Genomic DNA, 23,883 nt, shown 5'->3' with positions numbered 1-23,883 from the left:
ACCGCCGCCGCCCCCCGAGCCCCCCAAGGAACCGGAGCCGCCCGTGGAAGAGAAGATTGTCGAGCCGCAGCCGGTGCCCGAGGCCGAGGAGGTCAAGCCGGCCGAGGAGGCGCCGCCGAGCCCGGCCGATGACATGGCAAACCCGATGCAGATCGACGGCGATGCACAGGCGGGCGGGGACGCTTTCAACATCGGTGCCGGCAAGGGCGGCGGCATGGCCGGCGGCGGTGGCGGGCTGGGCAGCGGCAGCTACGGCCAGTTCCTGGCGTATGCCTTCCAGCGCCTGCTGCGCGACAACCCCGAGCTGCGCAACCTGACCTTCAACCTGCAGGGCGATGTTTGGCTCAGCGAAACCGGCGAGGTGACCCGCGTCGAGCTAGTGCGCTCCAGCGGCGATGCCGCGGTGGACGCCCAGGTGCTGGCCGCATTGCGCGCCGCCCCGGCCATGACCCAGCGCCCGCCGGCGAGCCTGACCCTGCCGGTGCGCATCGCCTTGCAGGGGCGCCGCGGATGAACCCGGCGCCCGATCCCTACGACGCACGACTTACCAACAGGAGCGGTAAATCCATGATGTGCTCAGTGAACCGATTGACCCTGGCAGTCGGCCTGGTGGTCGCCGCGGCGGTCGGTCCGGCCGTGGCGCAGACCCCGGCGCCGTCGCAGAACGCGACGATCAACCTGATCCGCCTGCTGGTGCAGCAGGGTGTGCTCAAGCAGGACCAGGCCCAGGCCCTGATCGACCAGGCCGAAAGCGAGGCTGTGCAGGCCCGCGCCAGCGTGGCGGCGGTGCCGGCGGCCAATGGCGAGGTGCGCGTGCAGTATGTGCCGGCCATCGTACGCGACCAGATCCGCGACGAGGTCAAGGCCGAGGTGATGGCCCAGGCCAGGCAGGAGAACTGGGCCGCGCCCAACACCTTCCCCGACTGGGCCTCGCGCATCAGCTTCGATGGCGACGTGCGCCTGCGCGACGAGTCGCGCTACTTCTCGGGCAACAACAGCAACCAGATCATCGATTTCGCCAAGCTCAACGCCGACGGCCCCTACGACGTCAACCCCAACAACGGGCGCAACCTGCCGCCGCTGCTCAATACCCGCGAAGACCGCGAGAACCTGCTGCGCCTGCGCGCGCGCCTGGGCCTGAAGGCGGTGCTGTCGCCGAGCTGGACGGCGGGTATCCGCATCGGCACCGGCAGCGACAACGGCCCGGTGTCCACCACCCAGACCCTGGGCGGCGGCTTCGGCAAGAAGGACCTGTGGCTCGACCAGGGCTACCTGAGCTGGGTGGCGAGCGAGCGCGTGACCCTGACCGGCGGGCGTATCGCCAACCCGTTCATGTCCACCGACATGCTGTATTCCAACGACCTCAACTTCGACGGCGTGGCGGCCCTGTTCAACCAGCCGCTGAGCGACAGCCTGAGCCTGTTCGGGACCCTCGGCGCGTTCCCGGTGGAGTACAGCGCCGACACCGCCAGCAGCAACGGGCTGGACAAGGAGAGCAGCGACAACAAGTGGCTGTACGGCGCGCAGCTGGGCGCCAACTGGCAGATCAACGACAGCAACCGGCTCAAGGGCGCGCTGGCCTACTACCGCTTCGACGACATTGCCGGCGAGCGCTCCGGGGCATGCGAGCCGTGGAACGGCGACCCCGGCTGCGACAGTGACGGCAGCCGCCCGACCTTCATGCAGAAGGGCAACACGCTGTTCCTGCTGCGCGACATCACGCCCAACCCGGCCAACCCGGCCGCCACCCCGCAGCCGCAGTTCGTGGGGCTGGCGTCGGAGTTCAACCTGCTGGACCTGAACGCGGTATGGGACACCGAGCTGCCGCACGACTTCAAGCTGCGCAGCCAGGCCAACTACATCCACAACCTGGCCTACGACGAAGGCGAGATGCGCAAGCGTTCGGCCGGCCAGTTGGCCAACAACCTCGACAGCGACGGCAACATCAAGAGCGGTGCCAATGCGTGGATGGTGCAGTTCACCCTGGGCAACGCGCTGGAGCTGAAAAAGCAGGGCGACTGGAACCTGTTCGCCGGCTACAAGCACATCCAGCCCGATGCCTTGCCCGACGGCTTCAACGATTCCTCGTTCCACCTGGGCGGCACCAACGCCAAGGGCTACATCCTCGGTGCCAACTACGGCCTGGACCAGAACGTGTACGCCACGGCGCGCTGGATGAGTACCGAGGCGGTCTACGGCGCGCCGTTCGATATCGATGTGCTACAACTTGAAGTCAACACGCGCTTCTAGCAGGCGCGCACAGGGAGAAAGAGCATGAACAAGCGAGCCTATCGGGCCTGTTGTTCGTACCTGCTGGTGGCGTTGGGCGTGAGCTGGGCGGGGGCGGCTGCGGCCGAAGGCATGGAAGAGCGCCTGCGCACCCAGCTGCGCAGTACCACCCAGCAGTTGCAGGCGCTGCAGAGCGAACAGGCGCAGGCTTCGGCGGCGCGCCAGAGCACCGAGCAGCAACGCGATGCGGCCCAGGCCCAGGTGCAGCAACTGATCGCGCAACTGGCCCAGGCCCGTGGCCAGGCCGAGCAGCTGCTGGGCCAGCAGCAGGCCCTGCACGGCCAGGCGCAGGCGCTGGTGGCCAGCAGCAACGCGCAACTGGGCAAGTACAAGCAGGCCTACGACGAGCTGCTGGGCATGGCCAAGGCCAAGGAAGCCGAGCGTGCGCGCCTGGCCGCCAGCCTGGCCGAGCGCGAGCAGCAGGTGCTGGCGTGTTCGGCAAAGAATCAGCAGATGTACGGGGTCGCCAAGGGGATTCTTGCGGCCTACGAAAAGATCGATGTGGCGGATGTGATGAAGATGCGCCAACCCTTTGCCGGGGGCGCCCGGGTGAAGTTCGAGGAACTTGCCCAGGCCTACGGCGATCAGCTGTACCAGACCCAGTTCGATGCCGCGCAGGGCGGCAGCAAACCGCAAGTCAATTGACACAAGGAAGCGAAGCCATGAGCGACAACCAACTGATCGAAACCGTCAGCGCCGACTCTCTGACCACCCTGTTGCAGGATGCAGGTTGCCGAGTCAATCGCAGCGAGCAGAATGCCGTGGTGCAACTGCTCAGTGCCAGCCAGGGCGTGGGCTATGCGGTGCGCTTTGGCAACCGTGCCGAGCGCGAGGGCGAGTTCCTCGACTTCACCTACAGCTGCGCCCTGCGTATCCAGGGTGAACTGCCGGCCGGGCTGGCCGAACGCTGGAACGTGTCGCGCCGCTTCGCGCGGCTGTCGGTGCAGGGCGAGTTCCTGGTGATGGAGATGGACGTGATGGTGGCCGACGGCGTCAGCCACAAGCACCTGCTGGGCAGCCTGGTGCTGTGGGACCGCCTGCTGCAGGAGTTCATCGTGTACCTGCGCGACTACAGCCGCAACGTGGCCCAGGTGCAGGACGAGGCGGTGGCCGGGGCTGAAGCGGTGAGCGCTTCGTGACTCGACGTACGCTGTGGGCCGGCGCGGGCGCGCTGGCCGTTCTGGGCGTGGCAGTGGTGTTGGCACTGCGCACGGGGGATGACCCGGTGGCAGCCAGCGCGAAAGCGCCGGCGGTTGCCGCTGTGGCGAGCGATGCGGGGCCGGCGCTGGCGCGCCTGGGCGACCAGCAGGTCAGCGTCGAGGAGCTCAAGGCGCTGTTCGCCAAGCTGCCGGCGCCGGCGCGCGAGGAACTGAGCGGCAATCGCCAGGCCCTGGAGGGCTGGATTCGCTCGCGCCTGGCGGAAAAGGCGCTGTACCAGCAGGCCCAGGCCCAGGGCTGGTCGGAGCGTCCCGATGTGCAGGCGCAGACCCATGCGGTGGTGGAGCAGATCGTGCTGCGCGACTACCTGAACTCGGTCAGCCAGGTACCGGCCGACTACCCCAGCGAGGCTGAACTGCAGGCGGCCTACGAGAACGGCAAGGCCAGCCTGCAACTGCCCACGCGCTATCACCTGAGCCAGATCTTCCTGGCGGTGCCGGACGAGCAGTCGGTGGCACGCGTGCGCAAGCAGGCGCTGGCCCTGAGCAAGCAGGCCCAGGCTGCCAATGCCGACTTTGCCGCGCTGGCCAGGGCCAACTCGCAGGACCGCGAGAGCGCGCAGCGTGGCGGCGACAGTGGTCTGCAGCCGCTGAGCCAGTTGCTGCCGCAGGTGCGCGATGCGGTGCCGCAGCTCAAGGAAGGGGCGGTGAGCGAGCCGTTGCAGAGTGCGGCGGGCTTTCACATCGTCAAGCTCATCGAGGTGCAGCCGCCGCGTGTGGCCAGCCTGGACGAGGTGCGCGACAGCCTGCGTGACCTGTTGCGCGCCCAGCGCCAGGAACAGGTGGCCCGGGCCTACGTGGACGGCATGTTCAACAGCGCGACGCTGAGTATCGATGGCGCTGCGCTCAATCAGGTCATGGACGCCAGCCGCTAGGCGGCGTCGATCAAGGAAGAGCGGGCCCTGGCCGGGGCCCGGCAGGAGGCGAGGATGCCGATGTTCGATATGCCGCACTACGTGCCCGATTATCCGCCGGCCGAGCCGCTGGCCAAGGTGCGGGCCGGGCTGGGCTGGGTGCAGGACGAGCAGATGCTCAGCTGTTTTCTGGCCAGTGCGCGGTGCGGCTGCTTCATGCAGGCTGCGCGCAGCCTCAACCTCAAGTCCACCCTGTTGCGCAAGAAGCTGGCGCAGCTGGAAGCGCGGGTGGGGTATCCATTGTTCGTCAACCGCGGCCATGCCCTGGTGCTCAGCCGCGAGGGGCGCCAGTTGCAGGCGTTGCTGCAGTCGAGCCTGAGCAGCAAGCCACAGGCCATGACCGCGCTGGATGCGCCGGTGCTGGTGCGCCTGGCGGTGGCCGAACCGATCATGCAGGACATTCTGGCGCGCAACCTGGTGGCCTTCGTGCGCCAGAACGCCGGGATCCGCCTGGACGTCAGCGGCCTGGATGCACAGGGATTGGCGCAGGCCGATGTGGTGCTGTGGCTCGATGACGAGGCGGGCAGCGTGCCGCTGCCGGGGTTTGCCGGCGAGGCGCCGACGCGCCTGGCGCAGCTGGAGTATCACCCGCACATTGCCAAGCGCTATTCGCGCGAGAGCAACCGGCCGGTGTGCCGGGACGACCTGCGCGACTACATGCTGGTGCAGTGGCAGGGCGAGGCCCAGGTGGCGGCGCTGGCGCCGTGGAACCGCCTGTTGAGCGAGCGCGAGGCGGGGGTGACGCGGGTGCCGGGCTACGACCTGTTCAGCCAGTTGATCAAGTGCAGCGCGTGCATCGGCTTGCTGCCGCATTATGCGGCGCAGCTGGACCGTGGCCTGCTGGCATTGCCGGGGTTGCTGGAGGCGCCGATGCGCCGCACGGTGTGGCTGGCGGTGCATGAGCGTGCGGCGCAGGCGGCGTTGGTGCAGGTGCTGGTGACCATGATCCGGGCCGCGTTCGAGGAGCGTCGGGAGTGGTTCTGAAGGGGCGCGGTGCCCTGTAGGCGCCGGCTTTGCCAGCGAACCGGCGCCGCACCTCAGACGATAAAACGCATGACCAGCGTGGTCAGTTGCGTGGCCAGCTGCGACAGCGCATGGCTGGCGACGCGGGTCTGCTCGGCGCCCGCCGCCGAGCGGCCCGACAATTCACGAATGTTCAGCAGGTTGCGATCCACCTCGCGGGCCACCTGGGCCTGCTCTTCTGCCGCGCTGGCAATCACCAGGTTGCGCTCGTTGATCTGGCCGATGGCCGTGTAGATGCCCTCCAGCACCTGGCCTGACGCCTGAGTGATGCCCAGCGTGGACTGCGCGCGGCCGGTACTGGCCTGCATCGAGTCCACCGCCGCCTGGGTGCCCTGTTGCACGCTGTTGATCATCTGCTCGATTTCCTGGGTCGATTGCTGCGTGCGGTAGGCCAGGGTCCTGACCTCATCGGCCACCACCGCAAACCCGCGCCCGGCCTCGCCGGCACGCGCCGCCTCGATGGCGGCATTGAGCGCCAGCAGGTTGGTCTGCTCCGACACCGAACGGATCACCTCCAGCACCGTGCCTATCTCGCGAATCTGCACCGCCAGCTGTTGCAGGCGCTCGCCGCTGATCGCCACTTCGCGAGCCATGGCCTGGGTGCCGTCGATGTTGTCGGCGACCTGCTGGCGGCTCTGTTCGGCCAAGGCATTGGAGGCACTGGCCGCCTGGGAGGTGGACACCGCATTGCGCGCCACTTCCTCGACCGCCGTGGTCATCTCGGTAACCGCCGTGGCGGCCTGTTCCAGCTCCTGGTCCTGCTGGCGCAGGCTCTGGGTGCTCTGCTCGGTCACGCTGTCCAGGGCCTGGGCGGCGCTGGACAGCTGCGTGGCGCAGGCGGTGATCTGCCCCAGGGTATCGCGCTGGCTGTGCTGCATGCGCTCCAGTTCGGCGAACAGCTGGCCGATCTCGTTGTGGCTGCGTACCGTCACCGGCACGCTCAGGTCGCCCCCGGCAATGCGCTGAAAATGCACGCCGGCCTCGCGCAGCGGGCGCAGCACACGGGCGACGATAAAGGCCCAGCACACGGCGGCCAGCACCAGGGTCAACAGCCCCAGCAGCACGCTCAGCCACTGGGCCGTGGCCAGGCGCTGGTCGGACTCGGCCATGATCTGCCGGCTGCGCTCGGCCAGGGCTGCCACCAGTTGCTGACGCAGCGCCTGCAGGGCACGCATGGCGTTGCCGGCATCCACGTTGACGGTGAAGTAGTCGTCCAGCGAGCCCTTGAGCGTGGCGGCGCGCTGCCCGGCCACGGCGTTGGCGTAGTCGGCGAAGGTGCGCTGCAGGTCCTGGGCCAGGGCCTTTTGCGCCGGCTCATGGGTGTTGGTGACGAAGGCGTCGACCAGCGCCTGGCTGTCGCCCAGCAGCTTTTGCGACATGGCCAGGCGCGCCTTGGCACTGTCGAGGTGGCCGCCTTGCTGCTCGATAAAGCCCGACGACACGTTGGCACTGGCGCGAATCGCCATCAGCAGCGCGTTATTGAGGCGGTCGGACTGCTGGGCGGTCTGGTCCAGCTCGTTGATCTGCGCGTCGCTGCCCACCGCCGCCCGCCAGGCGCTGACGGTGGAAAACAGCAGGGTGGCGCTGAACAGCAGCAGCACCCAGAACATTCCGGTGCGGATCTTGAGGTCGGCAAGCATGCGGGCATTACTCCTGGCAGTAAAAAATACCCCCACTCTGTGCGGTGGGTAGGCTGCTATCGGAGGCGTGGCGCATGACTTTAGGGGGCGACGACGGGTTCTGTTCGATTACCGCACAGCCTTTGTTTCAGCGGCCCTCGTGCTGGCGGCGGTAGGCGCCGGGCTGCACGCCGATGGCCTTGCCGAACGCCCGGGTGAAGGCGGCGATGGACTGGTAGCCCACCGCTGCGCAGACCTGCTCGACGGTGTTGTTGGCCTTGAGCAACTGGCAGGCGTGACGCATGCGCAGCGCCAGCAGCACCTGGCCCGGCGACTGGCCGGCCAGCTCGTTGAAACGCTTGAAGAAGGCCGAGCGCGACAGCCCTGTGCAGGCGGCCATGCTCTCCAGCGACCAGGGCTGTTCGGGGTGTTCGATCAACTGCTCCAGCAGCGGGGCGAACGCGGGGTGACGGGCCAGGGCGACCAGGCCGCCAAGGTCCTGGTTGTCGCTCACCTGCTGGCGCAGCACGTACAAGAACAGCAACTGGCTCAGGCGCTCCAGCAGGGTGGAGGAGGGTGCGGGGGTGCGCTGGCATTCCTCCAGAATCAGCTCGAACAGCGCCCGCGCCGCCTGCAGCGACGGGTCGCCGGTGCGCAGGATGATCCAGTCGGCCAGCGACTCGGCCATCAGCGACGACAGCCCCGGCTGGAAGTGAAAGAACCCGCACACCAGCCCCACGCCATCCGCCGCCTGGCTGTCGAGTGCCTGCATCGGGATGCGCGGCTGGCAGCGCGCGGTGTCGCTGTCGGCGCTGTCGGACAGGCGATAGGGCAGGTCGCGCAGCAGGAACACCGCCTCGCCGGCCTCCAGCCGCTGCGGCTCGGGCTGGCCGTCGATGTGCAGCCAGCAGTGGCCCTGCACCACCACGTGAAAGCTGGCCCGGGCCAGGCCCTGGGTGCTGGCGTGCCAGCCACCGCAGTAGCGCCCCACATGGAACAGGCTGGCGTCCAGTTCCAGACGCTCTAATAACCAATCGACCAAAACGCTGGAAGAAATCATCTAATGGAAACACTCTGGAGCAAGTAATCGCGACTGTAGAATATGGATCGGTTTTCTTATAACCAACAGACTTGGCGAACACCTTCAGTATGCAGGAGACCACGCCATGTCACGCATCACTCTACACACCGTGCAAAGCGCCCCGGAAGCCGCGCGCCCGTTCCTGGAGAACGCGCAGAAGAATTCCGGCTTCATTCCCAACCTGCTGGGCGTGCTGGCCAACGCGCCGGCCGCGCTGGAAACCTATGTGACGGTTTCGGCGCTCAATGGCAAGGCCGAGCTGAGCCTGGCCGAGCGCGAAGTGGTGCAGCTGATTGCCGCCACCCAGCACGGCTGCGACTTCTGCGTGGCCGGCCATACGGCGGTGGCGTTGAACAAGGCCAAGCTGCCCGAAGAAGTGGTGCAGGCCCTGCGTGCGCGCGGCGAGTTACCATCGCCCAGGCTCGAAACCCTGGCGAAGTTTGCCCGCGAAGTGATTGCCACCCGTGGCAATGTGAGCGATGCCACCTACGCTGAGTTTCGCGAGGCCGGTTACACCGAAGGCCATGCCCTGGAAGTTATCCTGGGGGTGAGCCTGGCCACGCTGTGCAATTTCGCCAACGTGTTTGCGCGCACGCCGCTCAATGACGAGCTGGCCAAGTACCGCTGGCAGGCCGACGCTCAGTGAGCCCCGTGGCGCCAGTGTGTGGCTGGCGCCCTGTTCTAAGGAGGAAAGAACATGCTTGATCCCGTATTGCAGCACTGGCTGGAGGCCAATGCCGAGGCGCTCGACCAGGGCCGGTGCGACCCGCAGCAGGTGCTGGGGCAACTGGCCGCAGCCAAGGTGCTGGGTGTGGGTGTGGACCCGCTTCAGGGCGGCAGCGGCGCCAGTGTGGCCGACGCCGTGGAAACCGTGGCCAGCGTTGCCAGCTATTCGCTGGCCGCCGCCTTCGTGTTCTGGGGCCAGCGGGCCTTTATCGAATACCTGCTGCACAGCCCCAACAGCGCCCTGCGCGAGCGCCTGCTGCCGTCGTTGCTCAGCGGTGAGCTGGCCGGTGCCACCGGGCTCTCCAACGCAATGAAGTTTCTGTCCGGCATCGAGTCGCTGCAGGTCAGCGCCACGGCGCGCGGCGAGCAGGGCTGGGCGCTCAACGGGCGCCTGCACTGGGTCACCAACCTGCGCAAGGGCGGCTTCGTGGTGGCGGCCGCCATCGACCGCGCCGAAGGCGGTGCACCGTTCGTGGTGGCGATCCCTGACGGCATCGCGGGGGTGCAGCGTTCCCCCGACCTGCAACTGATGGGCCTGCAGTCGAGCAATACCGCCGCGCTGGATTTCGATCAGGTGGCCCTGGGCCGCGACTGGCTGCTGCATGAGGATGCCCGGCAGTTCCTGCCGGCGGTGCGCCCGGCGTTCCTGGGCCTGCAGTGCGGCATGGCCATCGGCCTGGCGCGGCGCGCCTTGCAGGAAGCGCAGGGGCACCTGCAGGGGGTGCGTTCGGTGCTGGCGCAAACCCTCGAGGCGCAGCGCGAGCTGCTGGCCGATGTGGTGAGCGAGCTCAAGGCCGGCCTGCTCGACGGGCGCTTCCTGGGCAACCCGGCGTCGCTGTTCAAGGTGCGCATCAGCCTGGCCGAGATCGTTGGCGAGGCGCTGCAACTGGAGCTGCAGGCCAGCGGCGGCAAGGCCTACCTGAGCGAGTACGGCGCAGGCTTTGCGCGGCGCTGGCGCGAGTCGGCGTTCGTGCCGATCGTGACCCCGAGCCTGGTGCAACTGCGCGCCGAGCTGCAACGCCAGGCACGCGCAGCATGAGCAAGGTGGTACTGCAGGCCCGCGGTATCAGCCTGGGCTACGCCCGCGAACAGGGCTGGCAAACCCTGCTCGAAGGCTTCGACCTGGACCTGGCGCCGGGCGAAGTGGTGTCGATCCTGGGCCCCAGCGGGGTGGGCAAGTCCAGCCTGCTGCGGGTACTGGCCGGCTTGCAGGCGGCGCGCGATGGTCGCGTGAGCCTGCTCGGCGAGCCGCTGGACGGCCCGCATCCACGGGTGGCGGTGGCGTTCCAGGACCCCAGCCTGCTGCCCTGGCTGAGCCTGGAAAGCAACGTCGCCTTCGGCCTGGATTTCGCTCGCCAGCCGCGTTTGGCCAAGGCCGAGCGCGAGGCGCGCATCGACCATGCGATCGCCGCCGTGGGCCTGCAGCATGCACGCCAGCATTACCCGGCGCAGTTGTCCGGCGGCATGGCCCAGCGCACCGCGCTGGCGCGCTGCCTGGCGCGCCAGCCCCATGTACTGCTGCTGGACGAGCCCTTTGGCGCGCTGGACGAAGTGACCCGCGCCGACATGCAGCAACTGCTGCTGAGCGTGATCGCCGAACACGGCACCGCTGCGGTGCTGATCACCCACGATATCGACGAGGCCCTGCTGTTGTCCGACCGCATCCTGCTACTGGGCGACCACCCGGCGCGGACCCTCGGCCAATGGCCCATCGACCTGGCGCACCCGCGTGAGCAGCAGGTCGAGGCACTGGGCGCGTTGCGCATCGAGATTCTCAAGACCCTTCGGCGGGCGAGCCGCACCCACACTTCCCCAACCGATTCTTTGCCTACGCCGTCGGAGACTGCCCATGTGCCTGGACGACTTCACCCACACTCGTCGTGATTTTCTCAAACTCAGCGCGGTGCTCAGTGCCGCCGGTGCGATGCCGCTGCTGAGCAGCCTGCAGGCGCGTGCCGCCGCCGAGCCGGATGCGCCGGTGCGCATCGGCTACCTGCCGATCACCGACGCCACGCCGCTGCTGGTGGCGCACAACAACGGCCTGTTCGAGGCCGAGGGCATCAAGGCCGAGCGCCCGGTGCTGCTGCGCAGCTGGGCGCAGGTGATCGAGGCGTTCATTTCCGGGCAGGTCAACGTGATCCACCTGCTGTCGCCGATGACCGTATGGGCGCGTTACGGCAGCAAGGTGCCGGCCAAGGTGGTGGCCTGGAACCACGTGGGCGGCTCGGGGCTGACCGTGGCCCCGGACATCACCGAGGTGAAGCAGCTGGGCGGCAAGACGGTGGCGATCCCGTTCTGGTACTCCATTCACAACGTGGTGGTGCAGCAACTGTTCCGTGATAACGGCTTGGAGCCGGTGTCGCGGGCGGCGGCGGCTGCGGTGGCGGCCAACGAGGTCAACCTGGTGGTGCTGCCGCCTTCGGACATGCCGCCGGCGTTGGCCAGCAAGCGCATTGCCGGCTACATCGTCGCCGAGCCGTTCAATGCCCTGGCCGAGGAACTCAAGGTCGGGCGCGTGCAGCGCTTTACCGGGGACGTGTGGCGCAACCATGCATGCTGCGTGGTGTTCATGCACGAGCACGACCTGAACAACCGCCCCGAGTGGTCGCAGAAGGTGGTCAACGCCATCGTCAAGGCCCAGTTGTGGACCCGCGATCACCGCGCCGAGGCGGCGCAGATTCTGTCCAAGAGCGGTGCCAACCGCTACACCCCGCATGCCCCCGAGGTGCTGGGCCGGGTGCTCACGCCGGCTGCCGACAGCCGCGAACAGTATGTGCAGAGCGGGGCGATCCGGCATGCGCAGTGGGACGAGCAGCGCATCGACTTCCAGCCGTACCCGTTCCCCAGCTACACCGAGGAACTGGTGCGCCGCCTCAAGGACACCCTGATCGAAGGCGACAAGGGCTTCCTGGCCGCACTGGACCCGCAACAGACCGCCCGCGACCTGGTGGATGACCGCTTCGTGCGCAACGCCATCGGTGCCGTTGGCGGGCTCAAGGCCTTCGGCTTGCCCGACAGCTTCGAGCGCAGCGAGGAGTTCGCGGTCTGATGGTCAAGCCAGTCAAACACGCGGCCCTGGGTATCGCCGGGCTGCTGGTGCTGTTGTTGCTGTGGTGGGGTGGGATCGTGCTGTTCGGCGGTGACGGGCTGGCCTTGCGGTTTGCGCCGCAGGCCACCTTTGCCAGCCTGCTGGAGCTTTTGGGGCATGCCGAGCTGTACGAGCATGTGGCGGTGAGCCTCAAGCGCATTCTGGTGGGGTTGGTGCTGGCGTTGCTGGTGGGCGTGCCGCTGGGTTTGCTGGTGGGCAGCTACCGGCGCCTGGACGCGGCGACCACCCCGGCGTTCCAGTTCCTGCGCATGATCTCGCCGCTGTCGTGGATGCCGGTGGTGGTGATGCTGATGGGGGTGGGTGATGCGCCGATCTACTTCCTGCTGGCGTTTGCCGCGTTGTGGCCGATCTTGCTCAACACGGCGGCGGGTGTGCGTCAGCTCGACCCGCGCTGGTTGCAGTTGAGCCGCAGCCTGAGCGCCACGCGCTGGGAGACCTTGCGCAAGGTGATCCTGCCGGGGGTGGTGGGGCATGTGCTGACCGGCGTGCGGCTGGCCATCGGCATAGTGTGGATCGTGCTGGTGCCGTGCGAGATGCTCGGGGTGAGTGCGGGGCTGGGGTATTTCATTCTGGATACCCGCGACCGGCTGGCGTACTCGGAGCTGATGGCGATGGTGCTGGTGATCGGGGTGCTGGGCTTCATGCTGGATGCACTGGCGCGAGGGCTGCATCGGCGCTGGGTGCATGGGTGAGGGGCTGACCCCTTCGCCGGCAAGGCCGGCTCCTGCATTGGCTCCAGGTCGTGGGGGGCAGCCCGGCACCTCACATCGAACACGCCCGCCGATACTCCCCCGGCGTCACGCCGTACGCCTGCTTGAATTGCCGGTTCAGATGACTCTGGTCCGAATACCCCAGCGCAAACGCAACGTTGAACGGCAGGCAATCAGCCTTGAGCAATTCCCGCGCACGGCTCAGCCGGCGCTGCTTGAGCCAGGCATGCGGCGGCAGGCCGGTAGCCTGGCGAAACACCCGGGCAAAATGAAACGGCGACAACCCCACCGCAAGCGCCAACTCCTCCAGCGACGGCGGGTAGGCCAGCCGGCTATCCATCAGCTCCTTGGCCCTGGCCACCGACTGCGGCTCCTGCCCCGGTGCACGCGCCTCGCGCGCCCCGGCATGACGCTGCACTAGCAGCAACACCGCCTCGCGCCACGCGGTCTGCTGCTCCAGCGCACTGGCGCCATGCTCGGCCAGGCTGTGCAAGCCACTGAAGGCACGCGCCAGCTGCGGGTCGTGCAGCACGCTGGCCTTGAAGATGGGCAGGCCGCCGCGCTTGAGCTCCAGCTCGTCCAGCACCGAGGTGATGCGCTCCTGCTCGGGGTAGTAGCCACGGTAGCGCCAGCCGTGGGCATGCGCCTTGGCACCGGTGTGCAGCTCGTCCGGGTTGATCAGCACCATGCTGCCCTCGGGCGCCAGGTGCTCGCTGCCACGGTGCCAGAAGCGCTGTGCACCGGACTCGATGATGGTGATCACGTAGCCTTCGTGCACATGCGGGGCGAAGCGCTGCTGCACGTAGCGCGCATGCAGCATCTCGATGTCGCCCAGCGCCTGGGCCTGCCACAGGCGGGTCTGTTCACGCAGCACGGTTTTCATGGGGCGCCGTTCAACCACCAGCGCAGCACGAAGAACAACCCCATGCTCAGCAACATGCTCAGCAGCACGCTGCGGGTCCACAGCACCAGCACGACGGCCACGATCGCCCCCAGCAGGTAGGGGTTGGCCAGGCTCAGGTCGAGCTGGTGGTCAGGCATGAACACGATCGGCCCGCAAATGGCGGTGAGCATGCCCGGCACGGCAAACCCCAGGAACTGCCGCGCATTGGAACTCAGGCGCAACGGCAGGCGGGGTTCGAGAAAGGCGTAGCGGTTGAGAAACACCAGCAGGCCCATGGCAACGATCAGCAGCATGATCATGTGCGTGCTCCGGTCAGTTTCTGGCAGATGAAGCCTGCGCTCATGCCCAGCAGCCCGGCCAGCACCAGCGCGGTTTCCCAGTGCCAGTAGCTGAACAGCACCGAGCTGAACAGGGCCACCGCCACGCACACCACTGTGGCCAGGTTGCGTACCAGCGGCGCGATCAGCGCCACGAAGGTGGCGACGATGGAGAAGTCCAGGCCCAGCTGGTCCAGGTGCGGGATGTTGCGCCCCAGCACAATGCCGGCCAGGGTGAACAGGTTCCAGGCAATGTAGAAGGTCAGGCCCACGCCCAGCGCGTACCAGCGGTTGAACTGCTGGCGGTCGTACTGGCTGGTGAGAGCGAAGAATTCGTCGGTCAGCAGAAAGCCCAGGCCCAGCCGCCAGCGCAGCGGCAGGTCGGCGATCACCGGGCGCATCGACAGGCCGTACAGCAGGTGCTGGGAGGTCAGCAGCAGGGTGGTGAGCAGGATCGAGAACAGGTTGGCGCCGCCCTTGAGCATGCCGATGGCCACCAGTTGCGCGGCGCCGGCGAACACGATGGCCGACAGGCCCTGGCCTTCGAGCGGGGTGAGGTTGGCCTCGATGGCCATGGAACCGGCCAGCAGCCCCCAGGGGGCCACCGCCAGCGACAGCGGCAGGCAGGCGATCGAGCCTTGGATGTAGGCAGTGCGGGCAACGGCAGAACGGGACATGACAACACACGCTTGGGGTCGGTTGCACAGGATGCCAGAGCCGTGGGCGCTTGCCTTGTACGATCTTGCGGTGCCCGCGTACTTCAGCGCTGGCTGGTGAGGCGTCGCTGCGCCGGCAGGCAGCCATTGATGTCGACGGCCTTCTGGTAGTAGGTCAGGCGCTGGCCCGGGTCGATGGTGCCCAGCAGGCGGTAGACCTCGGCCTGGAAGTCACGCTGGCGCCCCCACTGCATGTTCAGCCCCTGGGGCTGCTGGCGATTGCATTCAAGGCGCACCGCCGGCTGCGGGTAATAGGGGGCGTACAGGGTGTTGTTCAGCGGTATGCGTTCCAGCGCCTGGCGGTAGTCGGCGCTGTCGCTGAAGGCCGGGCACCAGGTGGTGATGCCCAGGGCGGCCGGGGCGAAGCCCTGGCGAATGCTGGCTTCGAGCAGCGGGCAGGCGGACCTGGCGATGTCGTTCTGCGGCAGGTAGGTGATGTAGAACAGCGCCAGGCGGTACTGCGCCACCGGGTGGTCGAGTTCGGCCGCCTTGCGCAGCAGCGCCACCGCCGGTTCCAGGATGCGCCCCAGCGCCTCGACCTCGCCGATCAGCTCCTGGTCGCCGGGCTCGGGGGTCAGTGGCAGGGCACGGCTGCGTGCATCGGCCTGCTCCAGAAACGGCAGGGCCTGGCGGTACAGCAGGTCGGCGTGGGGGTCGAGGCGCACCTCATCGGCCAGGGCCAGGGTGGGCAGCAGACAGAGCAGGCTGATGTAGCGACAGGCAGAAAACACGTTAACGTTCCATCCGCGAAAAAAGGGCAGCGCTGTTCATGTCGGTATCCGGCTATCCATGGTTGGGTGGGGCTCCTGGGTCGGCATTCTAGCGGTTGGCGGCACCGGGGCAAACAGCCGTTGCTCCATGAAGTCGATGAATACCCGCAGCTTGGGCGACATCTGTCGCCCCGATGGCCACAACAGGTACAGACAACCGCCGTGGTCCAGGTGTTCATCCAGTACCGTCACCAATTCGCCGCGTTCCAGTTGCTGGGTGATGGTGAAGTCCGGCAGGCAGGCGATACCGTGGCCGCGCATGGCAAAGCAGATGCGTGTTTCCAGGTGGTTGCACACCATCGACACCGGCACCTCGTGGTCGGCGCCGTTGTCGGCGCGGCGCAGTGGCCAGCGCTGGAGTTTGCCGGTGGTCAGGAAGCGGTAGTGCAGCCCGGCGTGACGGGCCAGCTCGCGGGGATGGCGCGGTGTGCCGTGCTCGGCGAAGTAGGCCGGCGAGCCCACCAGCACATGCCGGAAGTCGCCCAGGCGGCGGGCATTGAGACGCGAATCGGAGGGTTCGCCGGCCCGCAATACCACGTCGAAACCTTCGCCGACGATATCCACCATGCGGTCGCTGAAGTCCAGGTCCAGTTCGATCTGCGGGTACTGCCCGATGAAGTCGCTGAGCAGCGGCACGATCATGCTGCTGACCTGGGGCAGGCTCACCCGCAGCTTGCCGCGCGGGGCCTGGCTGGCCTGGGACAGCTCGGCTTCGGTGGCTTCGATTTCGGCCAGGATGCGCCGGCTGCGCTCCAGAAACAGCGCGCCCTCGGCAGTGAGGGTGATGCTGCGGGTGCTGCGGTGGAACAGGCGTACCGCCAGCCGGCTCTCCAGCCGCGCCACGCGCTTGCCCACCGCCGAGGCGCTGACCCCCAGGGCCTTGCCGGCGGCCACGAAACTGCGGGTTTCGGCCACTTTCACAAACACCACGAAGCCGCTGAGGCTGTCCATGGTCGTTCTCCGATTGCGGACAGGTGTGTCCGGATTGTGCGGAATTCTACCCGTCTTTTTCCGCAGTGGCGGGAAGGATTACCGTGCAGTCACTTTTTTATTTCAGGAGTTTGCACCATGTCCCAGAGCAGTTGCCCGGCCCAGGCCGCAGCAGGGGTGGAGGCCGAACCGGCGTTCCCGTTGTCCGGCCTGCTGGCGTTGTCGATGGCCGGCTTTATCGCGATTCTCACCGAGACCCTGCCGGCCGGCCTGCTGGGGCACATCGCCAGCGGCCTGCAGGTCAGCGAGGCGATGGCCGGGCAACTGGTCACGGCCTATGCGCTGGGCTCGCTGCTGGCGGCGATCCCGCTGGTGACCCTGACCCAGGGCTGGCGCCGACGCAGGGTGCTGATGTTGGCGGTGCTTGGCTTCGGCGTGTTCAACACGGTGACGGCGGTGTCCGAGCACTACAGCCTGACCCTGGCGGCGCGCTTCATGTGCGGGGTGGCGGCCGGCCTGGCGTGGGGCGTGATTGCCGGGTACGCACGGCGCATGGTCAGCGTGAGCCAGCAGGGCCGGGCGATGGCGGTGGCCATGATCGGCGCGCCCCTGGCGCTGTCGCTGGGGGTGCCGGCGGGCACCTGGCTGGGCGACCTGCTGGGCTGGCGCAGCACCTTCGTGCTGGTATCGCTGGCGACCCTGGTGCTGATGGGCTGGGTGCTGCTCAGCGTGCCTGACTTCGACGGCCAGCCGGCCGGCAGGCGTGCCGCCATCGGCCAGGTGCTGGCCACCCCCGGGGTGAGCGCGGTGCTGGCGGTGATCTTCACCTGGGTGCTGGCGCACAACGTGCTGTACACCTACATCGTGCCGTTTCTGCAGGCCGGCGGCATGGCCGGCAGCACCGGCCCGGTACTGCTGCTGTTCGGCTGCGCCGCGCTGATGGGGATTGGCGTGGTGGGCGCGCTGATCGACCGCCACCTGCGCCGGCTGGTGCTGGGCAGCCTGGTCGGTTTCGGCGTGGCGTCGGTGCTGCTGGGCCTGGCTACCGGTGCGCCGCTGCTGGTGTACTTCAGTGTGGCGCTGTGGGGCCTGAGCTTCGGCGGTGCCGGCACCCTGCTGCAGACCGCCAGTGCCGATGCGGCGGGCGAGGGTGCGGACGTGGCGCAGTCGATGATCGTCACCGTGTGGAACCTGGCCATCGCCGTGGCCGGGCTGGTGGGCGGCGTGCTGCTGAGCCACTGGGGCGTGCAGAGTTTCCCGTGGCTGCTGCTGGCGCTGGTGGGGCTGGCGTTGACCCTGACCCTGCGTTCGCACCGGCACGGTTTTCCGCTGGGGCGGCGCAATGCCGGGTAAGCCCGGCACTATCAGGTAGAATCGGCGCATTGACAGGGGTACGAGGTTGCAGCGGTGGAGGTTCAACAGGGCTTTGTCCTGACCCGGCACTGGCGGGATACGCCAGAGGGCACATGCGTGGAGTTCTGGCTGGCGACCGACCAGGGCCCGCGCCAGTTGCGCCTGCCCTGGCAGACGTCGGGGGCGTTCGTCGCCGCCACCCAGCGTGCCCATGTCGAGGCGGTGCTGCGCACCGAACGCGACGTCGAGCTGCGCGAGCTGGCGCTGTGCGACTTCCGCCACCGACCGGTGCTGGGCCTGTACTGCCGCCAGCATCGCCAGCTGATGCAGCTGGAAAAACGCCTGCGCGCCGCGGGCGTCGACCTGCTGGAAGCCGACATCCGCCCGCCCGAGCGCTACCTGATGGAGCGCTTCATCACTGCCCCGGTGACGTTCAGCGGCCGCCGCGATGCCGACGGCCTGCTGCTCGACGCCCAGCTCAAGCCGGCCCCGGACTACCGGCCGAACCTGCGCCTGGTGTCGCTGGACATCGAGACCACCGAGCGCGGCGAGCTGTACTCGATTGCCCTGGAAGGTTGTGGCCAGCGCCAGGTGTACATGCTCGGCCCGGCCAACGGCGACGCCAGTGGCGTGGACTTCGACCTGGAGTACTGCGCCAGCCGTGCCCAGCTGCTGGAGCGCCTGAACGACTGGATGGCCCGGCACGACCCCGACGCGATCATCGGCTGGAACCTGGTGCAGTTCGACCTGCGCGTGCTGCACGCCCATGCCCAGCAGTTGCAGGTGCCGCTGCGCCTGGGGCGCGGCGGCGAGGTGATGGAATGGCGCGAGCACGGCAGTCGCACGCACTTTTTTGCCGCCGCTGCCGGGCGCCTGATCATCGACGGCATCGAGGCGCTGCGGTCGGCGACCTGGAGCTTCCCCTCGTTCAGCCTGGAGAACGTCGCCCAGACCCTGCTCGGCGAAGGCAAGGCCATCGATACGCCGTACCAGCGCATGGACGAAATCAACCGCATGTTCGCCGAGGACAAGCCGGCCCTGGCGCGCTACAACCTCAAGGACTGCGAGCTGGTCACGCGCATCTTCGCCAGGACCGAGCTGCTGACCTTTCTGCTCGAACGCGCCACGGTCACCGGCCTGCCGGCCGACCGCAGCGGCGGTTCGGTGGCGGCGTTCTGTCACCTGTACATACCGCTGATGCACCGCCAGGGCTTCGTCGCCCCAAGCCTGGGCGGGCGCCCGGACGAGGCCAGCCCCGGCGGCTTCGTGATGGATTCGCGCCCCGGCCTGTACGAGTCGGTGCTGGTGCTGGACTACAAGAGCCTGTACCCGTCGATCATCCGCACCTTCCTGATCGACCCTATCGGCCTGGTCGAGGGCCTGCGCGAGCCGGATGACGAACACTCGGTGCCGGGTTTTCGCGGCGCACGCTTCTCGCGCACCCGGCATTGCCTGCCGGCCATCGTCGAGCGCGTGTGGCAGGGCCGCGAGCAGGCCAAGCGCGAACACAATGCGCCGCTGTCGCAGGCGCTGAAGATCATCATGAACGCCTTCTACGGGGTGCTTGGTTCCAGTGGCTGCCGCTTTTTCGACCCGCGCCTGGCGTCGTCGATCACAATGCGCGGGCACGCGATCATGCGCCGTACCCGCGAACTGATCGAGGCCCAGGGCTACACGGTGATCTATGGCGATACCGACTCGACCTTCGTGTGGCTCAAGCGGGCCCATGACGAGGCGCAGGCCGGGGAGATCGGGCGTGCCCTGGTGCAGCAGGTCAACCAGTGGTGGCGCGAGCACCTGCGCGATGAGTACGGCCTGGACAGTGCGCTGGAGCTGCAGTACGAAACCCACTACAAGCGCTTTCTGATGCCCACCATCCGCGGTGCCGAGGAGGGCAGCAAGAAGCGCTATGCAGGCCTGGTGCACCGCGAGGGCGGGCCCGACGAGATGGTCTACAAGGGCCTGGAGGCCGTGCGCACCGACTGGTCGCCGCTGGCACAGCACTTTCAGCAGGAGCTGTACCAGCGCATTTTCGAGCGCAGGCCGCACCAGGCCTATGTGAAGGACTACGTGCAGCGCACCCTGGCCGGGGAGCTGGACGATCAGCTGGTCTACCGCAAGCGCCTGCGCCGGCCCCTGGACGACTACCAGCGCAACGTGCCGCCGCATGTGCGGGCGGCGCGTATGGCCGACGAGTTCAACGACAGCCAGGGGCGGCCACGCCAGTACCAGAATGGCGGGTGGATCAGCTACGTGATGACCCTGGCCGGGCCCGAGCCTTTGGAAAACCGGCGCAACGGCATCGACTACGAGCATTACCTGACCCGGCAGCTGCAGCCGGTGGCCGATGCGATACTGCCGTTTGTGGGGGATGACTTCAGCACCCTGATCGATCGGCAGATGGGGTTGTTCTGATGGGGCTGTTGCGCCCCTGCACACCACCATTGAGCGAACCTGCAGGAGCCGGCCTGGCCGGCGAAGGGGCCAGTGGCCCGACACATCCCTGACCTTCAGCTATCCTCTGCACATGCACAGCTACCCTTGAAACCGAAAGTTACTTTTGTAAACGTCCACACACGCGGGCAGTCGTTTAGGCTCGCTCGGATCTTTCGCTTTGATCTGTAGTCTTTGGTGCATGGAAACAAGAAGGAGATGCACATGCTTGTTCGGTCACTGACCTTCGCCACCCTGCTGGCAGTCGCCAGCCCGCTGCTCGCCGACGACGCGCCCCTGGCCGTTGACCTGGGCAAGTCCAGACCCCTGATCGTGATTGCCCCCAGCACCGCCGACCCGACCTTGCGCACCCTGAACGAGGCCCTCAAGGACCCGGCGACCAAGAGCAAGTTCGAGGAGCGCAACCTGGTGCTCTACAGCGTGGCGGGCATGGTCGGCAAGCGTGACGACAAGAACCTCGAGCAGCAGACCACCATGGCGCTGATTCGCGAACTCAGCCTGGGCGCGCGCAAGGGCACCCAGGTGGTGCTGGTGGGCAAGGACGGAGAGAAGCACATCATCGAGCATGACGGCACGGTGGAGCCGGAGCAGATCTTCGCGGCGGTCGACCAGTTGCCGGCCAGCGAAAAGGCCATTGTGGCGCCGACGGTCGCAGCGCCCGCCGCCGAGCCTGCGCCAGAGGGCAAGCCGGGCAAGCATGCCAAACCGGCCAAGCCCGCCAAGCCGGCTGCGCCGCCCAAGCCGCTGGAAGACTGAGACACCCCTTCGCCGGCAAGGCCGGCGCCTACAGGTTCAGCGCTACGCCTGTAGGCGTCGGCCTTGCCGGCCAAGCACTTCAGTCGCCCAGCCGCTTCTCCATGAACACCCGCCGAAACCCCGCCTGCACGGCCCTGTGGGTTTCGCGATAACCCAGCCGCTCATACAGCCCCAGGTTTTCGCTCATCGCTTCATTGGTGTACAGCCGCACCACCTCCAGCCCCAACTGCCGGGCCCGCGCTTCGGCATGCGCCATCAGTTGTCGCCCCAGCCCGCGGCCCTGAGCGGCCGGGCTTACCGCGACATTGTCGAGCAACAGGCCATCGGCCTGGGCGATCAGCACCAGCACACCGAGCACCTGACCCTGCTCTTCGAATACCTCGACCCGACCCTGGGCGATCAGCGCGGCGTAATCCTCCAGCATCGGCCCCGGTTTGGCACCGATGCGTGGAATGTACAGCGCATAGGCAGCCTCGATCAGTGCCTGTACAGGTGCAACGTCGTGGGCGGTGGCGGGGCGGATCATCGGCAGGCTCCTGGTGGGTGGCAGCAAGCGCCTACCTTAAATCAAGGCGTTGTCGCAGGGCAGCATTTTGCCGGTGAACAGGCCCTGATGCCTGGCACACAACCCACTGCTGCCTCACTGTTGCCTGGCCAGCAGTACGCTCGCTGTTTATCCATAAAACTCATATAAATCAAGTACATGTATCATTGGCACGCCGCTTGCGATAGTCCGCTTACCCTGACTCATCGGAACCCCCGCCATGCCTTCCCCTACCGCCTATCTACCCCTTGCCCTGGCCATTGCCGCCACGTTGCACGGCGCCGCTGCGCTTGCCGCCGCACCGCCCGCCGACGCCTTGCCCACCGTCACCGTGACCGCGCAGAAGCGCGAAGAATCGGTACAGGACGTACCCTCGGCGATCTCGGTGGTCAGTGACCGCCAGATCGACCGCAGCGGCGGCGGCTTCAGTGCCGGCAAGGCCCTGCAGAACGTGCCCAACGCCATCGCCCCCGAGTTCGCCGGGCACCAGCGCCCGCGCTGGTACATCCGCGGCATGGGCTCGGGCGACATGGCCTCGACCACCGTGTACCCGGTGGGCATCTATACCGATGACGTGTACATCGACCCGCACGTGGCCACCGGCTTCCCGCTCTACGACATGGAGCGCGTCGAGGTGCTGCGCGGCCCGCAAGGCACGCTGTGGGGCAAGAACACCACCGGTGGCGCGATCAACTTCGTGTCGCGCAAGCCAAGCTTCGAAGACGGCGCCAACGGCTACTTCAAGCTCGACCTGGGCAACTACAATTCGCGCCTGTACGAAGGTGCCTACGGCGATACCCTGGTCAAGGACCGCCTGGCCGCGCGGGTGGCGTTCATCGACCAGAGCAGCGACGGCCAGCTCAAGAACGAGGTCGATGGCCATACCGCCGGCGACATCCACGACCAGGCCCTGCGCCTGCAACTGCTGGCCCAGGTCAACGACGACCTGCAGGCCACCCTGCAGCTGCACGCCCGTGACTACAAGGGGCAAGGTATCGTGGCCCGCGCCTGGGGTGCCGGGCCGGGCGGCAGCACGCTGTTCGGGCCCGCGCCCAAGCCTGCCTCCGACAAGGTCGCCTTCACCGGCAAGGCCGATGACCGCATCGAGCACAACGGCCTGCAACTGGCGCTCAAGTGGGACCTTGGCGAGCTGCAACTGGACTCGATCACCGCCTTCGACGACGTGCACGAAAAGGCCCAGAGCCCGAACATGAGCATCTACGAGTTCGGCCGTGGCTATAACGACGACCGCTGGAAGCAGGTATCGCAGGAGCTGCGCCTGTCGTCGGCGAAGAACCAGCCGGTGAGCTGGATCGTCGGCACCCACCTGTTCCACGAACAGCTCGACAGCCACAACAGCAACGCGCTGTTCCCCGAAGCCTACAACCAGGCCTTCGGCGTGGCCGACTTCGGGCGTACCGACATCGACCAGAAGACCGACAGCTTCGCGCTGTTTGGCAGCAGCACCTGGCAGGCCACCGACGACCTGAGCTTCACCGCCGGCCTGCGCTGGACCCGCGAAACCAAGGACATCGACCTGCGCCGGGTGGCCGCGCCGGATGCTGCCAGTGTCGACTTCAGCAACCGCAACGACTGGTGGAAGCATTACAGCGGGCCGCTGGCGACCACGGTGGTGCAGGACGAGAAACGCACCTGGAACAAGCTGACCTACGACTTCACCCCCGAATACCAGCTCAACGACAACGCGCGGGTGTACTTTCGTTATGCCAAGGGCTTTCGTTCCGGCGGCTTCAGCGGCGGGGCGCAGGTGCAGGCCGAGGCCTCGGTGGTGGCGCCGGAGAACGTCGACGCCTACGAACTGGGGGTCAAGAGCGAGTGGTTCGACGAGCGCCTGATCGCCAATGCCAACGTGTTCTACTACGACTATTCGGACATCCAGGTGAACGCGGTGTCGGTGCGCAACGGGCAGGTGGTGTCGCTGCTGACCAACAGCGGCCAGGGCGTGATACGCGGTGCCGAGTTCGAGTTGCAGGCGCTGCCCTTGGCCAACCTGGAACTGCATGGCTCGCTGGGGCTGCTGCATACCGAGTTGCAGGACTTCGAATCGGGGGGCGTGGACTACTCGGGCAACCGCATTGCACGTTCGCCGTCGCGCACGCTGGCGGTGGGGGGCAGTTATCGCATTGCGCTGGAGAACGGCGACGACATCACCCTGGGCACCGACTGGCGCTACCAGAGCCGGATCTTCTTTCTGCCCACCGCGCAGGCCGACCACAGCGTGTCGCAGGGTGGCTACACATTGGGCAATGCCAGCGCCACGTACCATGTGGGCGGGCAATATGACCTGGACTTCACCGCCTACGTGAACAACCTCACCGACAAGCAGTACAAGACCGACAGCGTGCCGCTGCCGTTCGATGTGGCGTGGGATGCGCGGGGGGATCGCAGGACGTTCGGGGTGAGTGCCACGACGCGGTTCTGAGGTCGCTC

Annotated in this window: 23 protein-coding genes; 15 read left to right on the top strand and 8 right to left on the bottom strand. The window is 67.3% G+C overall.

Annotated features, from left to right (window positions below; genetic code table 11):
• From MF6396_RS10060 to MF6396_RS10035, 6 genes are all read left to right on the top strand, one after another.
• The coding region (locus MF6396_RS10060; RefSeq protein WP_078480226.1) for an energy transducer TonB family protein at positions 1-514 on the top strand (514 nt) is incomplete at its 5' end.
• Between the two features lie 53 nt (positions 515-567).
• Entirely contained in the window at positions 568-2,250 is a 1,683-nt protein-coding gene (locus tag MF6396_RS10055) for a putative porin (RefSeq protein WP_054916077.1), read from the top strand.
• A 24-nt stretch (positions 2,251-2,274) separates the two neighbouring features.
• A complete protein-coding gene (locus tag MF6396_RS10050) occupies positions 2,275-2,934 on the top strand; it encodes a DNA repair protein (protein ID WP_078480220.1) in 660 nt (219 codons plus the stop codon).
• A gap of 17 nt (positions 2,935-2,951) precedes the next feature.
• Positions 2,952-3,428, top strand: a complete 477-nt coding sequence (locus MF6396_RS10045) for a YbjN domain-containing protein (protein ID WP_043860180.1) — start codon at positions 2,952-2,954, stop codon at positions 3,426-3,428.
• On the top strand, positions 3,425-4,381 hold the full coding sequence (locus MF6396_RS10040) for a peptidylprolyl isomerase (RefSeq protein WP_058541152.1): 957 nt from the start codon (positions 3,425-3,427) through the stop codon (positions 4,379-4,381). The genes MF6396_RS10045 and MF6396_RS10040 overlap by 4 nt, the downstream gene beginning before the upstream one ends.
• A 54-nt stretch (positions 4,382-4,435) precedes the next feature.
• Positions 4,436-5,404, top strand: coding sequence for a LysR family transcriptional regulator (locus MF6396_RS10035; protein WP_078480219.1), 969 nt, complete (start codon positions 4,436-4,438; stop codon positions 5,402-5,404).
• 53 nt (positions 5,405-5,457) lie between these two features.
• On the opposite strand, the gene MF6396_RS10030 is transcribed toward MF6396_RS10035, so the two are convergent.
• Together MF6396_RS10030 and MF6396_RS10025 are read right to left on the bottom strand one after the other, a co-directional pair.
• Positions 5,458-7,083, bottom strand: a complete 1,626-nt coding sequence (locus MF6396_RS10030) for a methyl-accepting chemotaxis protein (protein WP_078480218.1) — start codon at positions 7,081-7,083, stop codon at positions 5,458-5,460.
• Positions 7,084-7,210: 127 nt separating this feature from the next.
• On the bottom strand, positions 7,211-8,122 hold the full coding sequence (locus MF6396_RS10025; protein ID WP_043860183.1) for an AraC family transcriptional regulator: 912 nt from the start codon (positions 8,120-8,122) through the stop codon (positions 7,211-7,213).
• A 106-nt stretch (positions 8,123-8,228) separates the two neighbouring features.
• On the opposite strand from MF6396_RS10025, the gene MF6396_RS10020 reads away from it, so the two are divergent.
• The 5 genes from MF6396_RS10020 to MF6396_RS10000 are packed head-to-tail and all read left to right on the top strand — an operon-like array spanning position 8,229 to position 12,670.
• Positions 8,229-8,789: a carboxymuconolactone decarboxylase family protein gene (locus tag MF6396_RS10020; protein ID WP_043860184.1), complete on the top strand. Its 561-nt coding sequence runs from the start codon at positions 8,229-8,231 to the stop codon at positions 8,787-8,789.
• Between the two features lie 51 nt (positions 8,790-8,840).
• Positions 8,841-9,908 (top strand): acyl-CoA dehydrogenase family protein, encoded by a 1,068-nt coding sequence (locus MF6396_RS10015; RefSeq protein WP_078480217.1) that lies wholly within the window; start codon positions 8,841-8,843, stop codon positions 9,906-9,908.
• Positions 9,905-10,753 (top strand): ABC transporter ATP-binding protein, encoded by an 849-nt coding sequence (locus MF6396_RS10010; RefSeq protein ID WP_043860186.1) that lies wholly within the window; start codon positions 9,905-9,907, stop codon positions 10,751-10,753. The genes MF6396_RS10015 and MF6396_RS10010 overlap by 4 nt, the downstream gene beginning before the upstream one ends.
• Entirely contained in the window at positions 10,719-11,918 is a 1,200-nt protein-coding gene (locus tag MF6396_RS10005; protein ID WP_043860187.1) for an ABC transporter substrate-binding protein, read from the top strand. Before MF6396_RS10010 ends, MF6396_RS10005 begins: the two co-directional genes overlap by 35 nt.
• Complete coding sequence (locus MF6396_RS10000; RefSeq protein ID WP_058541148.1) at positions 11,918-12,670, top strand: ABC transporter permease; 753 nt, start codon at positions 11,918-11,920, stop codon at positions 12,668-12,670. The genes MF6396_RS10005 and MF6396_RS10000 overlap by 1 nt, the downstream gene beginning before the upstream one ends.
• A gap of 70 nt (positions 12,671-12,740) precedes the next feature.
• Here MF6396_RS10000 and MF6396_RS09995 read toward each other — a convergent pair whose 3' ends face one another.
• From MF6396_RS09995 to MF6396_RS09975, 5 genes are all read right to left on the bottom strand, one after another.
• On the bottom strand, positions 12,741-13,571 hold the full coding sequence (locus MF6396_RS09995) for an AraC family transcriptional regulator (protein ID WP_078480216.1): 831 nt from the start codon (positions 13,569-13,571) through the stop codon (positions 12,741-12,743).
• A complete protein-coding gene (locus tag MF6396_RS09990; RefSeq protein WP_043860190.1) occupies positions 13,568-13,891 on the bottom strand; it encodes an AzlD domain-containing protein in 324 nt (107 codons plus the stop codon). Before MF6396_RS09990 ends, MF6396_RS09995 begins: the two co-directional genes overlap by 4 nt.
• Positions 13,888-14,586 (bottom strand): AzlC family ABC transporter permease, encoded by a 699-nt coding sequence (locus MF6396_RS09985; RefSeq protein ID WP_043860191.1) that lies wholly within the window; start codon positions 14,584-14,586, stop codon positions 13,888-13,890. The genes MF6396_RS09990 and MF6396_RS09985 overlap by 4 nt, the downstream gene beginning before the upstream one ends.
• 83 nt (positions 14,587-14,669) lie before the next feature.
• Positions 14,670-15,356 carry a hypothetical protein gene (locus MF6396_RS09980; protein ID WP_078480215.1) on the bottom strand — a complete coding sequence of 229 codons (687 nt, stop codon included), beginning with the start codon at positions 15,354-15,356 and terminating at the stop codon, positions 14,670-14,672.
• 36 nt (positions 15,357-15,392) lie between these two features.
• Positions 15,393-16,346: a LysR family transcriptional regulator gene (locus tag MF6396_RS09975; protein ID WP_078480214.1), complete on the bottom strand. Its 954-nt coding sequence runs from the start codon at positions 16,344-16,346 to the stop codon at positions 15,393-15,395.
• Between the two features lie 117 nt (positions 16,347-16,463).
• On the opposite strand from MF6396_RS09975, the gene MF6396_RS09970 reads away from it, so the two are divergent.
• The 3 genes from MF6396_RS09970 to MF6396_RS09960 all read left to right on the top strand — a co-directional run bounded on the left by MF6396_RS09970 (position 16,464) and on the right by MF6396_RS09960 (position 20,888).
• A complete protein-coding gene (locus tag MF6396_RS09970) occupies positions 16,464-17,678 on the top strand; it encodes an MFS transporter (RefSeq protein ID WP_078480213.1) in 1,215 nt (404 codons plus the stop codon).
• Between the two features lie 54 nt (positions 17,679-17,732).
• A complete protein-coding gene (locus MF6396_RS09965; protein ID WP_078480212.1) occupies positions 17,733-20,093 on the top strand; it encodes a DNA polymerase II in 2,361 nt (786 codons plus the stop codon).
• A gap of 243 nt (positions 20,094-20,336) precedes the next feature.
• Entirely contained in the window at positions 20,337-20,888 is a 552-nt protein-coding gene (locus MF6396_RS09960) for a DUF4174 domain-containing protein (protein ID WP_043860195.1), read from the top strand.
• Between the two features lie 79 nt (positions 20,889-20,967).
• Here the strand turns inward: MF6396_RS09960 and MF6396_RS09955 are convergent, their stop codons facing one another.
• Positions 20,968-21,414 carry a GNAT family N-acetyltransferase gene (locus tag MF6396_RS09955; RefSeq protein ID WP_078480211.1) on the bottom strand — a complete coding sequence of 149 codons (447 nt, stop codon included), beginning with the start codon at positions 21,412-21,414 and terminating at the stop codon, positions 20,968-20,970.
• A 238-nt stretch (positions 21,415-21,652) separates the two neighbouring features.
• On the opposite strand from MF6396_RS09955, the gene MF6396_RS09950 reads away from it, so the two are divergent.
• On the top strand, positions 21,653-23,875 hold the full coding sequence (locus tag MF6396_RS09950) for a TonB-dependent receptor (RefSeq protein ID WP_078480210.1): 2,223 nt from the start codon (positions 21,653-21,655) through the stop codon (positions 23,873-23,875).
• The last annotated feature ends 8 nt before the right edge of the window (positions 23,876-23,883 follow it).

This window comes from Pseudomonas sp. MF6396 (assembly GCF_002018915.1).
In the GTDB taxonomy this organism is placed as follows: domain Bacteria; phylum Pseudomonadota; class Gammaproteobacteria; order Pseudomonadales; family Pseudomonadaceae; genus Aquipseudomonas; species Aquipseudomonas palmensis.
This window is presented reverse-complemented; position numbering and strand designations above follow the sequence as displayed.